At 36.2% G+C, this 12,018-nt stretch carries 15 protein-coding genes; 8 read left to right on the plus strand and 7 right to left on the minus strand.

What is annotated here, in order from left to right; translation table 11 throughout:
- Positions 1-61: 61 nt before the first annotated feature.
- Positions 62-1,144, minus strand: a complete 1,083-nt coding sequence (locus ATE49_RS17525) for a mannose-1-phosphate guanylyltransferase (protein WP_065083120.1) — start codon at positions 1,142-1,144, stop codon at positions 62-64.
- Positions 1,134-1,721, minus strand: a complete 588-nt coding sequence (locus ATE49_RS17530; RefSeq protein WP_065083121.1) for a SprT-like domain-containing protein — start codon at positions 1,719-1,721, stop codon at positions 1,134-1,136. The genes ATE49_RS17525 and ATE49_RS17530 overlap by 11 nt, the downstream gene beginning before the upstream one ends.
- Positions 1,722-1,803: 82 nt before the next feature.
- Between ATE49_RS17530 and ATE49_RS17535 the strand changes: the two genes are divergently transcribed.
- From ATE49_RS17535 to ATE49_RS17545, 3 genes are all read left to right on the plus strand, one after another.
- A complete protein-coding gene (locus ATE49_RS17535) occupies positions 1,804-2,937 on the plus strand; it encodes a serine hydrolase domain-containing protein (protein WP_065083122.1) in 1,134 nt (377 codons plus the stop codon).
- Positions 2,938-3,019: 82 nt separating this feature from the next.
- On the plus strand, positions 3,020-3,715 hold the full coding sequence (locus tag ATE49_RS17540) for a 3'-5' exonuclease (RefSeq protein ID WP_065083123.1): 696 nt from the start codon (positions 3,020-3,022) through the stop codon (positions 3,713-3,715).
- A 19-nt stretch (positions 3,716-3,734) separates the two neighbouring features.
- Positions 3,735-4,067, plus strand: a complete 333-nt coding sequence (locus ATE49_RS17545; protein ID WP_009086500.1) for an SUF system Fe-S cluster assembly protein — start codon at positions 3,735-3,737, stop codon at positions 4,065-4,067.
- 58 nt (positions 4,068-4,125) lie between these two features.
- Here ATE49_RS17545 and ATE49_RS17550 read toward each other — a convergent pair whose 3' ends face one another.
- Positions 4,126-4,527: an OsmC family protein gene (locus ATE49_RS17550; protein ID WP_065083124.1), complete on the minus strand. Its 402-nt coding sequence runs from the start codon at positions 4,525-4,527 to the stop codon at positions 4,126-4,128.
- Positions 4,528-4,551: 24 nt separating this feature from the next.
- Positions 4,552-5,400, minus strand: coding sequence for a hydroxymethylglutaryl-CoA lyase (locus ATE49_RS17555; protein WP_065083125.1), 849 nt, complete (start codon positions 5,398-5,400; stop codon positions 4,552-4,554).
- A gap of 198 nt (positions 5,401-5,598) precedes the next feature.
- Between ATE49_RS17555 and pepT the strand changes: the two genes are divergently transcribed.
- Positions 5,599-6,855: a peptidase T gene (gene pepT / locus ATE49_RS17560; RefSeq protein WP_065083126.1), complete on the plus strand. Its 1,257-nt coding sequence runs from the start codon at positions 5,599-5,601 to the stop codon at positions 6,853-6,855.
- A gap of 152 nt (positions 6,856-7,007) precedes the next feature.
- On the plus strand, positions 7,008-7,859 hold the full coding sequence (locus ATE49_RS17565) for a UDP-2,3-diacylglucosamine diphosphatase (protein ID WP_034869902.1): 852 nt from the start codon (positions 7,008-7,010) through the stop codon (positions 7,857-7,859).
- Positions 7,860-7,918: 59 nt separating this feature from the next.
- On the opposite strand, the gene thiL is transcribed toward ATE49_RS17565, so the two are convergent.
- A complete protein-coding gene (thiL, locus tag ATE49_RS17570) occupies positions 7,919-8,977 on the minus strand; it encodes a thiamine-phosphate kinase (protein ID WP_065083127.1) in 1,059 nt (352 codons plus the stop codon).
- A 4-nt stretch (positions 8,978-8,981) separates the two neighbouring features.
- The gene (locus tag ATE49_RS17575; RefSeq protein WP_034869905.1) at positions 8,982-9,476 is read right to left on the minus strand and encodes an acyl-CoA thioesterase; all 495 of its coding nucleotides are present in this window, start codon (positions 9,474-9,476) and stop codon (positions 8,982-8,984) included.
- A gap of 119 nt (positions 9,477-9,595) precedes the next feature.
- Between ATE49_RS17575 and ATE49_RS17580 the strand changes: the two genes are divergently transcribed.
- Positions 9,596-10,810, plus strand: a complete 1,215-nt coding sequence (locus ATE49_RS17580; protein WP_065083128.1) for a BaiN/RdsA family NAD(P)/FAD-dependent oxidoreductase — start codon at positions 9,596-9,598, stop codon at positions 10,808-10,810.
- Between the two features lie 104 nt (positions 10,811-10,914).
- Positions 10,915-11,142, plus strand: coding sequence for a hypothetical protein (locus ATE49_RS17585; protein ID WP_090347011.1), 228 nt, complete (start codon positions 10,915-10,917; stop codon positions 11,140-11,142).
- A 74-nt stretch (positions 11,143-11,216) separates the two neighbouring features.
- Here the strand turns inward: ATE49_RS17585 and ATE49_RS17590 are convergent, their stop codons facing one another.
- Positions 11,217-11,594, minus strand: a complete 378-nt coding sequence (locus ATE49_RS17590; protein WP_065083129.1) for a ribosomal maturation YjgA family protein — start codon at positions 11,592-11,594, stop codon at positions 11,217-11,219.
- 17 nt (positions 11,595-11,611) lie between these two features.
- On the opposite strand from ATE49_RS17590, the gene ATE49_RS17595 reads away from it, so the two are divergent.
- Positions 11,612-11,986, plus strand: a complete 375-nt coding sequence (locus ATE49_RS17595; RefSeq protein WP_065083130.1) for an energy transducer TonB — start codon at positions 11,612-11,614, stop codon at positions 11,984-11,986.
- The last annotated feature ends 32 nt before the right edge of the window (positions 11,987-12,018 follow it).

The following is a 12,018-nucleotide window of genomic DNA, read 5'->3' on the forward strand; positions in this document are numbered from 1 at the left end:
ACGCATTGAAAAGATAAATTTTATAGCATTCCTAGCTAATCAAATAAAAATAAAAGTATATTTAGATGAATTTATCTCCCTTTTTTGTTGTTTTCAGATCAATTACATAATCCTTAATTTCCTGATCGTGACTTCGTGGACAAATTAGTAGTGCCTTATCAGTGTCTACTACAATATAATCGTTTAATCCGTCTATGATAACAGCCTTATTTTTATTTTTAATGTGTATGATATTACCTGTAGAAGCATAAGACAATACATATTTAGAATTTTCGGCGTTATTATATTCATTCTTTTCAGCATTTTCAAATACCGATGTCCATGTACCCAAATCGGACCAGCCTAAGTCAGCAGGAATTACAGCTACATTTTTAGTCTTTTCCAGAATACCATTGTCAATAGAAATTTTCTGAACCTTTGGATAGATGGTTTCTATGCAGGTTTTTTCAGACTCATTGTTGTATTCACATTCCGTGAATTGCTGATACATTTCAGGAAGGTTATCCTGGAATGCCTTCAGAATATCCTGAACATTCCATACGAATATCCCGGCGTTCCATAGGAAATCACCAGATTCAATAAGTGTTTTGGCTACCTCTAGCGTTGGTTTCTCAGTAAAGGTTTTTACTTTGAAAACATTTTGCCCTTTTTTCTCTAAAAACTGAATATATCCGTACCCTGTTTCCGGGCGTGTTGGTTGTATGCCAATAGTTACAAGCGTATGATTTGTATTTGCTTCTTCAAAAGCAAGTTCCACGGTGTTTAAGAAAACGTCTTCTTTTAAAATAAGATGATCTGAAGGAAGAACTGTTATTACAGCATTAGGATTAATTTCTGCAATTTTCATCCCCATAAAAATATTACAAGCTGCAGTATTCTTCATCACCGGCTCACCAACAATATTTTCTGGTTTTAATTCTGGTAACTGATTTTGGACCACGTTAACATGCTCGCTGCTGGTAATAACAAAAATATTTTCAACAGGAACAATTTTGCTGATCCTGTCATAAGTTTGCTGAATCATGGTACGTCCTACCCCTAATATATCCTGAAATTGCTTTGGAAACTTGGAGGTACTGATAGGCCAGAATCTACTGCCTACACCCCCAGCCATTATTACACAATATCTATTTTCAATCATCATGAATCAATTTTTTAACCTGAACACAGGTTCGGAATAAATATTTTCTCCCCGAATGCAGGTTTTTGCAAATATAGCGTTTTTTCCTTACTTCGAGGATCTCAAAAGTCTGATTTTGATATTCAAAAATATGGCCAGGATCCAGATCTTCAATAAAATCCTCAGCCGTATTTTTACTGAAATAACGAACTATTTCAGGTGTTGCCATATAGTTTGCTTTTGGAGTTTTTGAAAAGTTCATAACCATTGGCCGGAAATCTTCTTCATAAATATTCAGGCTTTCCAGTAAAAGGCTACGATAGCAGGCTTTCCATTCTTTACCATGCGGTAATATTTTTCTGTCCGCAGAAAATGTAATGAGATGCGCAATTTCATGCGTCAATACAAAGAAAAATAGCTGTGGTTCCAGATCTCCGTTAATCGATATTTGCTGGGTTTTGCCGGAGCGGTAACGATAATCTCCAAGTTTAGAGTTTCGCTTCTTTGTTATCCTTATATGACAGGAATAAGGTTTCAACCATTTTTCGATAAAGAAAATGGACCCTTCCGGAAGGTATTTTTGTAAGACTTGCAGACTCATGACTTTCAAACAAAGGTCTGAAATTTTTCGTTAGAATCAATACCTTTATTTAATACATTTGTAAGAAACAACGACAGAAAATATGCTGAGTATAATTGTAGGTATTGTAGTTCTTCTTATTATAATTTGTTTTGTACTGGGTTATGGATATCTCTTTACGGCCGTAAGGAAAACCTATCTCAAGGGAAAGACTGGGGCACATATTTTTGATGGTCAGGATTTTTCATCCAATACTATTGGAAACGGGAATATTCTCCCATGGAAAAAAGCTGCGGACTATAACCGGATTTCTCTTTCTCAAAAGCTTATAACGCATCTCAATAAGACCAAAAGCGTTTCTTTTCTTGTTATTAAAGATGAAAAAATCTTAAGTGAAAACTACTGGCAGGGAAATAACCAGGCCTCCAGAACTAATTCTTTTTCTATGGCTAAGAGTGTCACCGTTATGCTTTTAGGATGTGCAATTCAGGACAGAAAAATAGAAAGTACAGATACTAAATTATCCTATTTTTATCCCGAATTCGCTAAGGATCCAAAGGGTAAAGACTGTACACTAGGTAATCTTTCGGCAATGGAAAGCGGGCTGGACTGGGACGAAGATTATGCAAATCCGTTTAAACCAAATGCAAAAGCTTATTATGGGGATGATCTTGCAGATTTTATGCTGAAAAGAAAATTTAAAGCGGTTTCTGGAACTCAGTTTGAATACCAAAGTGGTACTACACAGCTTTTGGGTTTTGCAGTTCGTAAAGCAATAGGAGAGAGCTTGAGTAGTTATGCCTCTGAAAAACTTTGGAAACCATTAGGAATGGAATATCCTGCTTTTTGGAATCTCGACAGAGAGAACGGGATGGAGAAAACCTATTGCTGTATTAATGCGGCATCAAGGGATTTTGCAAAATTTGGACAATTACTTCTTAATAACGGTGTATATAATGGTCAGCAGCTTCTGAACTCAGAATTTGTGCAAAAAATGATTACAGGCACAAAGCTGTCGCAGGAGTCTTATGGTAATGGGATTTGGATAAATAATGATGCAACAATTAAACATTACTATTTACGAGGGTTATATGGGCAGTATGTAATTTGTATTCCTGATTATAATATGATTGTCGTAAGAACAGGTTCTTCCAGAGACGAAGCTAAGGATAACAAGGAACGTCCTGAAGAAGTTGAGATGTTTGTAAATGAAGCAGTAGTCTTGTTCGGGAAGTAAATTTATATTTTGTTAAATTGCATACTTATAGCAGCCGTGTTGTTTAGTTTATGGATTTCACGCTGGCGGAAAATTATACAAAATGATTCAGAATATTCCTTTTGAAAAAATCCTTTTTTTAGATATTGAGACAGTACCACAGGCTGGGAACTGGTCCGACTTGGATGAAGCAACACAGAAACTATGGGATAAGAAAACGCGGTTTCAAAGAAAAGAAGATGTTTCAGCTGATGAATTTTATGAAGACAGAGGCGGCATAATGGCTGAGTTTGGTAAGATTGTCTGCATTTCTGTAGGAATGCTGGCAAAATCCGGAAAGTTGAAAATTCATTCATTTAGTGGGCACGATGAAAAAAAATTGCTGATAGAGTTCGGGGAAATGTTCAACAATCCACGAATGAATCAGGTTGTACTATGTGCACATAACGGAAAAGAATTCGATTTCCCTTATATCTCCAGAAGAATGCTGATTAATCAGATGCAGCCTCCGGTTCCGTTACAAATGTTTGGTAAGAAGCCGTGGGAAATTCCACATATTGATACCATGGAACTCTGGAAATTCGGAGACTGGAAAAATTTTGTTTCGTTAGAATTGCTGGCACATATATTTGGTGTTCCGACTCCTAAAGATGACATAGACGGATCTATGGTCGCATCAATTTATTATATAGAAAAAGACTTAGAACGTATTCGTGTGTATTGTGAAAAAGATGTCTTAACTTTGTGCAACGTTTTCAGGAAGATGCGGCAAGAGGATTTGTTGCAGCGTGAAAACTAAAAACAGGAGACAATTTATAATGGAGACACCTTATACAGACGAATTTATAGCAGAAATCGGAGATAATATCATAAGAGTTCTGAAGACTATTTTTGACCCGGAAATTCCGGTAGATATTTATGAACTGGGGCTTATTTATGATGTACAGATTAGCGAAACAGGAGAAGTAAAAGTACTGATGACACTAACAGCACCTAACTGCCCGGTAGCGGATACTCTTCCGTTGGAAGTAGAACAAAAAGTAGGTATCGTAAAAGGAGTAACAAAAGCTTCGGTAGAATTAACATTCGAACCTACCTGGACAAAAGATATGATGAGCGAAGAAGCTCGATTTGAACTTGGGATGTTATAGTCCGTAATAAACTATTTTTATATATAGAAAGAGCCTTCACATGAAGGCTCTTTTATTTTTATCCGTAAGTGAAACTTACCGTTTTTTTAACATCCGGGTGAAGGCTTAATGCAACAGGGCAATTTAGTGCTGTTTGTTCAATAAATTGCTTTTCCCCGTCACTGTAATTTGTCGGGAATTTTAGATCACAGATTATCTCTGCAATCTTACGCGGAGCCGGGTTCATTACTTTTGTGATGTCACAAGTTGCTCCTTCTATATTGATGTTTTTAGCTTTTCCCAGAATAGCAATAGTGGTAAGCATACATTGTCCTAATGAAGTTGCACAAAGATCTGTTGGAGAAAATGCCGCACCTTGTCCGTGGTTATCTGTTGGAGCATCTGTAATAACGATGCTTCCGGATTGCAAATGCTGAGATTCGCATCTTAGCTGGCCTATATATTTTATTGCTGATGTCATATCTTTATACGATTTTACATTAAATTAAAAATGAAAGATATCTTTTGCCTGATTGTAAGAACTTTCAAAGTTTAACAGGTTTAGCCTGTTGTCAATTTTTTCGACCTGAAGGAAATTAATAAGCTGTTCTGTAGGCATGTTTCCGACAAGTTCATCTTTAGCCATGGGACAACCTCCAATCCCTTTAATTGCAGTGTCAAAACGTCTGCAGCCATTATCATAAGCTGCTTTTAGTTTTTTGTAGGAATCTTCATAACGGTTATGAAAATGGGCTCCGAATTCTATATTCGGAAACAGAGGTGGAATTTTGGAAAATAGAAGAGCAATTGTCTCTGCGTCCGAAACTCCGGTAGTGTCGGATAGCATCACTGTCTTTACTCCCATATCGCTAAAACGCTGTGCCCATTCTTCCACATCTTGCCATTTCCACATTTCTCCGTAAGGATTACCAAAAGCCATAGAGAAATATAAAATAAGGTCTTTGTTTTTACTTTTAGTCAGATCAAAGATTCGCTGTACTTCTGTAAAAGCTTCTTCTCTGCTTTTATTAGTATTTCTGTGCTGGAAGGTTTCTGAGATAGAAAAAGGGAAGCCCAGGTAGTCTATCTTTTCATGTTCTAAAGCTTTTTCGGCACCTCTGAAATTGGCAATAACCACAGAAAGTTTGGTATTGGACCTGCTTTTATCAATGTTGTCTACAACTTCACCGCTATCTGCCATCTGCGGAACCATTCTGGGGTTCACAAAGCTGCCGCAGTCCAGAATATCATAGCCGACATCCATCAGGCTGTTTATATAATCGATCTTCTTGTTAGTCGGAATAAGTTCCGGCCAGCCTTGCATAGCATCTCTGGGGCATTCTGTTATAAACATATTCTAAAACTTTTATTAGGAAAACCCTGAAAAACAAGGGCTTCATAAAATTTGTCATTCGTTCTATAAATATATAAATTTGTTCAACACAAACAAAAAGTATGAAAACCTCAAAGAATCTGTAAGTTAATAGGATAAAAGAGGTCTTCACAGAATGTAATAACAGTTGCTGAAAGAGGCAAAATAAAAAATAGTAGAATGAATAAAGTAGAATTGAATAAGGAATGGGAAGAAAAACTTTTAGAAAGATTTTTAACCTATGTGAAAATATATTCAACAAGTGATCCGGAAAGTGAGAAGACGCCAAGTACGGAACAACAATGGGATATGGTTAATTATCTTTATGAGGAATTACAAAGAATTGGTCTGGAAGATGTTTCTAAAGACGAAAACGGATATGTATATGGCTTCGTTCCTTCTACCTTAGATAAGGAAGTTCCTCAAATTGGTTTTGTGTCTCACTTCGATTCTTCACCAGACTTTAATGGTAAAGGTATTAAGCCGATTGTATGGGAAAATTATGACGGTGGTGATTTACTATTGAACAAAGAAACAGGATTTACACTTTCCTCAACCAAATTCAAAGAGCTGGCAAACTATAAAGGAAAGACTATTATTACAACTGACGGTACTTCTCTTTTAAGCGCGGACGATAAAGCTGGTATTGCAGAAATTGTAACAGCAGCTGAATATTTAATTGCAAATCCTGAGATCGAGCATGGCCGTATTTCTATTGGTTTTACACCAGACGAAGAAATAGGGCGTGGTGCTGACAAATTCAACGTTGCACATTTCAATGCAGAGTGGGCTTATACGATGGATGGTGGAGAGATAGGAGAGTTGGAATATGAAAACTTTAATGCTTCCGGGGCAGTCGTAAAGATTCATGGATTAAGTGTACACCCTGGTTATTCTTATGGTAAAATGGTGAATGCTGGTTTATTGGCAGCTGAATTTATTCAGAGTCTTCCGGCAAATGAAACTCCTGCAACAACACGCAGTTATGAAGGTTTCTTTCATTTAACAGATGTTAAAGCTGATGTTTCAGAAGCTAAATTGCAATATATTATTCGCGATCACGATGATACTAAATACGAGCAGCGTAACGAGTTCTTAAAACAAAAGGTTGCAGAATTCAACCAAAAACATGGAGAAGGAACCGCTGAAGTAGAGATTAAAGAGCAATATCTGAATATGCGTAAACATATTGAAGATAAAATGTACATTATTGACTTTGCTGAGGAGGCGATGAAGATTTCAGGTGTTACACCAGATATCAAAGCTATTCGAGGAGGAACAGATGGTGCAAAATTATCTTATATGGGACTACCTTGTCCTAATATTTTTGCCGGGGGTCATAACTTCCACGGACCATATGAATATGTTCCGTTGCAGTCGATGTCTAAGGCAACAGAAGTTATACTACACCTTGTACAGTTAGTGGCAGAAAAATAAGAATAGCGGGTAATTGCCCGCTATTTTTTTGAATTTTTCTTTTTCAAAAGGACCTTTTATTCTTTTTTATTAACTAAAACGTAAAGAAGTATTAATAATTCCTTAATCATAAATATGTTTCAGGTTTTTAATTTTGTCAAAACCCTGTTACAATGAGAAACAGTGAAGTTGTTATTATTTCAGATGTGCATTTGGGAACCTATGGTTGCCATGCAAAAGAGTTAATTTCTTATTTAAAAACCATAAAGCCTCGTTTACTGATACTTAATGGTGATATTATAGATGGCTGGGCATTCTCAAAAAGATATTTTCCGGCCTCTCACATGGAAGTTATAAACGAATTCTTTCGATTATTGAAGGAAGGGACAAAAATTGTCTATATCACAGGAAATCATGATGAATTTCTGCGCAGATATTCTGATACCCAAATGGGAGAAATATGGTTGACGGATAAGTTATTATTTGAGCTGGACGGAAAAAAACATTGGGTTTTTCACGGAGATGTATTCGATAATACGACGAAAGGCTATGCAAAATTTATGGCTAAGCTCGGCGGAAAAGGTTATGATCTCCTTATCCTGTTGAATCGGGCGATTAATTATACTTTCAGCTTATTTGGCAAATCAAAGATTTCATTATCCAAAAGAGTAAAGAATAGCGTTAAAGAGGCTATAAAGTTTATTGCAGATTTTGAACAGACAGCTGCTGAACTGGCTATAGAAAATAAGTATGATATTGTGATCTGCGGACATATTCACCAGCCTGTGGACAAAATGATAGAAACAGAGAAAGGAAGTGTAAGGTATCTGAATTCTGGAGACTGGATAGAAAATCTGACAGCTCTTGAATATCATAATGGTGAATGGAGCCTTTATAAATTCGACGAAAAGAATTACAAAGAGCCGGTCATATCAAAAGAAGATATCGGAATCAATATAGATGAACTTATTCGACCAAGCCAAATTGCGGCATTCTTAGGAAATAAAAAGGGAAGATTTATATAGGATAATATAGTAATATAACAGTGTAACAATAAATTGCTACACTGTTATATTAATTGTAGTTATTCTCCTTTGTTCAGGAAGGCATCCCATCCCTGAGCGGTAAGTTTTATAAGTTCGTTAGAACCTCTTGCAACCATATAGTTGCCCTGATTAGCTTCTACAGCATGACCGATAATAGTGAAATCGGGATGGTTCTTTATTTTATCATAGCTATCCGGACTGATGGTAAATAATAATTCGTAATCTTCTCCACCATTAAGTGCAGCAATTACCGGATTAAAATTAAGTTCCTCAGCAGTATTAATCATCTGTGTGTCCATAGGGATCTTTTCTTCATACAGATGGAATCCTACCTTAGACTGATCTGAAAGATGAAGAATTTCAGAAGCAAGGCCATCCGATATATCAATCATAGACGTTGGTACAATATCCATTTCTTCCAGAGTTGTTCTTATATCTGTACGGGCCTCAGGTTTCAGCTGACGCTGAAGAATATAATCATAGCCCTCCATTTCAGGTTGCATATCCGGATTTGCCAAGTAAACAGCATGTTCTCTTTCCAGAATTTGTAATCCCATATAGGCACCACCAAGATCTCCGGTTACAACCAAAAGGTCATTTGGTTTGGCTCCGGATCTTTTAACAATTTTCTGCTCGTCCTGTAAGCCTATTGCGGTAATACTCATTACAAGTCCGGCATTGGAACTTGTTGTATCTCCACCTACCAAGTCTACATGATAATGCTGACATGCCAGAGCAATACCAGCATACAATTCTTCAAAAGCCTCTACCGGGAAACGGTTAGATGCAGCCAATGAAACCAGAATCTGAGAAGGTACAGCATTCATTGCGGCAAGATCGCTCAGGTTAACAACTACAGCTTTATATCCCAGGTGCTTTAGTGGAGCATATCCAAGGTTAAAGTGTACACCTTCGGCTAAAATATCTGTTGTTACAACTACTTTCTTTCCTTCTGGATTTATAACAGCGGCATCATCTCCTACACCTAATTCCGAAGAAGAGTTTTCCAATGGGAAGTTTTCTGTAAGGTGTTTAATAAGCCCAAATTCTCCAAGTTGGGAAACAGGGGTTAGTTGAGGTTTTTTATCTTCTAACATAATATTATTTAAAAACAGATGGATCTATATTTTCCGGACGGTTAGAAAGTTTTTTTAAATCTTCCTTGGTCAACAGTTCCGTTTGATCAGTCTTGTATTTTAGTAAACTTACCAGAATATCATCTGGTGGAGTTGTCATTTTACGGAGCATCATATCAATCCATACACCTGTAACTTTAGATGTTGCACAATGAGTACCGTCTGGCATATAAAACTTGTGAGTGAAAGAATAAATAGAGCTGTCTTCAGACATTCCGGAAATTTCCAGGCTTACATATACTGTCTGATCTGCCGTAATCTCTTTAAAGAAAGAATATTCTTCATTCAAAATTACAGGTCCAATTCCCCAATGAACCAGCTTGGATACACCCATGTTATGAGCATTCATAAAGGCCATACGGGTTTGGGCACAATACATTACGTAAGATGAGTTGGCTAAGTGACGATTGGCATCGATATCCGACCATCTTACTTCAAATTTATGATAATATACAGACATGTTTATTTTGAATTTTTAATGAAAAAAAGACTTTGTTGATGATTTTTATCTAATCTTCAAAATTAAGGATAAATGATGGTTTATAAAAATTGTAATTTTGTGCCTTGCATTGTATTACTATGAATCTGGAAAATAAAAAACTTGTTATTATCGGAGGTGGGGCTGCTGGCTTTTTTACAGCAGCAAATGTAGATGGAAAAAAATATGATATCCATATTCTGGAGCAGGCTTCAGATGTTTTGCAAAAAGTGAAAATTTCAGGCGGAGGCAGATGTAATGTTACTCATGCCTGTTTTGATCCTCGTGAACTTACTTCTTTTTACCCGAGAGGAAATAAGGAATTATTAAGTGTTTTCACAAAATTTCAGCCGGGGGATACAATGGGTTGGTTTGAAGAGCGTGGAGTTGCGCTAAAAATTGAGGATGATAACCGTATTTTTCCGGAAAGTAATTCTTCATTAAGCATAATGAACGCCCTTGCATATGCTGTAATTGCAAACGGAACAAAAATTTCGACTAAACAAGTCGTTAAGAAAATTGAGCAACAAGGAGAACAATGGGTAATTACAACATCTTCTGAAGAATTTACTGCAGATCTGGTTGTTTTTTGCACCGGAAGTTCACCAAAATCTTATCAGCTTTTAAAGCCTTTGGATTTTAAAATTGTAGACCTTGTTCCGTCATTGTTTACTTTCAATATCAAAAATAAAAGCATAGAAGGATTAATGGGGACTTCGTTTCCAAATGCATGGGTAAAACTTCCGGCATTAAAGAAAGAAGAAAGTGGACCATTATTAATTACCCACTGGGGGTTGAGCGGACCAGCTGTGCTGAAATTGTCTGCATGGTGCGCGCGGGAATTATTCGCAATGGATTATAATTTTGATGTTGTTGTCAATTTTTTAGGTATTGATATTTCAATTGCTGAAGATATTATGAATCAGTTTAAAGCAGATAATCCTAAGAAAAGCGTAGGGCAATCTAAAATTTTTGATATCACCAATCGCTTCTGGAACCATTTATTGGATATTAACAACATCGATCCGCAAAAGCAATTAGGAAATATAAGTAATAAAGAAGTTCAGCAGATTTTAGAAAGTCTTTGTCAAAACAAGATGCAGGTAAAAGGGAAGAGTACTTTTAAAGATGAGTTTGTAACAGCCGGAGGGGTAGACCTGAAGGAAATAGATTTCAAAACGATGCAGAGTAAAAAGTACCCGAATTTTTATCTTGCAGGAGAAGTACTGAATATCGATGCAGTTACTGGTGGCTTTAACTTTCAGGCATGCTGGAGCGAAGCATGGTTAATTGCGCAGGACTTGAATGCGAAATAGAAGTTACTAAAGAAATATGTATTTCACTCCATAAGAAATTATACTTTTACTATATGATAAACTCTGTTTTTAAATAGCTTATACATTCTCCTGTATTAATTAAAATGGAAAAGCACTTTGTTAGCATTTTTATGATAGGCGTTGGCTTACTTATGGTGTGGTTTGGAAGAGATAAAGATAAAGAGGTACGGTCGGACCCTTACTCTGACGCAAAAAGAATACAAGCTTTTTTATTTGGGATTTTCCTTATTATCATGGGAGGATATGGCATTTTTTCTGAGATAATGGGATACCTGAAAGAAATTTTCGCAGTGCCTTATCAACCTATTTAGGTGTATTTTTTGTAACTCCGTAGAAGTCTAAACAAACAACGACTAGTAAACAAAGAGCCGAGGTACAAATTAAATTATGCGGGGTATAAATTCCTTAACCTTTCAACAACAAAGGCAATTAAACAACCAGCGCCATAACAAATTATATCAATCCAACTAAAACTGTTTCCTACAACAATGTAAGCAATACTTCCGCGTTTTAATCCTAATAAATCGGCTATGTTGAAGTATTGTAATACTTCTATAAAAACAGAAAAGATGAAAACACCGATCAATAGTTTTCCGGGACTGATGTTAAAGAAGCTTTTTACAAATGTATAAATCAGAATAGTTACCAGAACATCACCCAGATAAGCACGGACAAAGAATAAATCTTTGAAAACAGTAGCTATAAGGACTTCTGTGATGAACAGGATAATTGTGGCAATAAAATAATAGAGGTTGAATTTCATTTTGTTACATTTGTTCTATGAGTCACAAATATATCTTACTTTTTTCAATTTTATTTTCCGGTTTTGCTTTTTCTCAGGAAGTAAAGAATACACCTACGGTTACTCGGCAGGTAGAATCACCGGATAATCTCACCACTTTCTATAGGGATTTAAGCCAGTCTTTTAATACACGTAATTTTGTAGGGAAAGGCGACTTGTCTTGTGTTCTTTCTTTTACAATTGAGAAAGACGGAAGTATGACCCGAATTAGTGCAGTAGGAGATAACCAAAAGTTTAATGATGAAGTAATTAAAACTTTAAAGCGCATTAGAACAAAAATAAAAGTAAGACTTGAAAATGGTCAGCCTGTTGCGGCTAACTATAGATTACCTTTTAGGTTTAATGACAATTAAAATTTCAACTACTTCATTACTAATATACATTT

This window comes from Elizabethkingia miricola (assembly GCF_001675285.1).
GTDB lineage: Bacteria > Bacteroidota > Bacteroidia > Flavobacteriales > Weeksellaceae > Elizabethkingia > Elizabethkingia miricola.

Bases quoted from the DNA above. Each gene is read 5' to 3' on its own strand.
- ATE49_RS17580 (WP_065083128.1), top strand. From the start codon at position 9,596: ATGAATCTGGAAAATAAAAAACTTGTTATTATCGGAGGTGGGGCTGCT.
- ATE49_RS17545 (WP_009086500.1), top strand. From the start codon at position 3,735: ATGGAGACACCTTATACAGACGAATTTATAGCAGAAATCGGAGATAAT.
- ATE49_RS17590 (WP_065083129.1), bottom strand. From the start codon at position 11,594: ATGAAATTCAACCTCTATTATTTTATTGCCACAATTATCCTGTTCATC.
- ATE49_RS17555 (WP_065083125.1), bottom strand. From the start codon at position 5,400: ATGTTTATAACAGAATGCCCCAGAGATGCTATGCAAGGCTGGCCGGAA.
- ATE49_RS17585 (WP_090347011.1), top strand. From the start codon at position 10,915: ATGGAAAAGCACTTTGTTAGCATTTTTATGATAGGCGTTGGCTTACTT.
- ATE49_RS17530 (WP_065083121.1), bottom strand. From the start codon at position 1,721: ATGAGTCTGCAAGTCTTACAAAAATACCTTCCGGAAGGGTCCATTTTC.
- pepT (WP_065083126.1), top strand. From the start codon at position 5,599: ATGAATAAAGTAGAATTGAATAAGGAATGGGAAGAAAAACTTTTAGAA.
- ATE49_RS17595 (WP_065083130.1), top strand. From the start codon at position 11,612: ATGAGTCACAAATATATCTTACTTTTTTCAATTTTATTTTCCGGTTTT.
- ATE49_RS17535 (WP_065083122.1), top strand. From the start codon at position 1,804: ATGCTGAGTATAATTGTAGGTATTGTAGTTCTTCTTATTATAATTTGT.
- ATE49_RS17540 (WP_065083123.1), top strand. From the start codon at position 3,020: ATGATTCAGAATATTCCTTTTGAAAAAATCCTTTTTTTAGATATTGAG.
- ATE49_RS17565 (WP_034869902.1), top strand. From the start codon at position 7,008: ATGAGAAACAGTGAAGTTGTTATTATTTCAGATGTGCATTTGGGAACC.
- thiL (WP_065083127.1), bottom strand. From the start codon at position 8,977: ATGTTAGAAGATAAAAAACCTCAACTAACCCCTGTTTCCCAACTTGGA.
- ATE49_RS17550 (WP_065083124.1), bottom strand. From the start codon at position 4,527: ATGACATCAGCAATAAAATATATAGGCCAGCTAAGATGCGAATCTCAG.
- ATE49_RS17575 (WP_034869905.1), bottom strand. From the start codon at position 9,476: ATGTCTGTATATTATCATAAATTTGAAGTAAGATGGTCGGATATCGAT.
- ATE49_RS17525 (WP_065083120.1), bottom strand. From the start codon at position 1,144: ATGATGATTGAAAATAGATATTGTGTAATAATGGCTGGGGGTGTAGGC.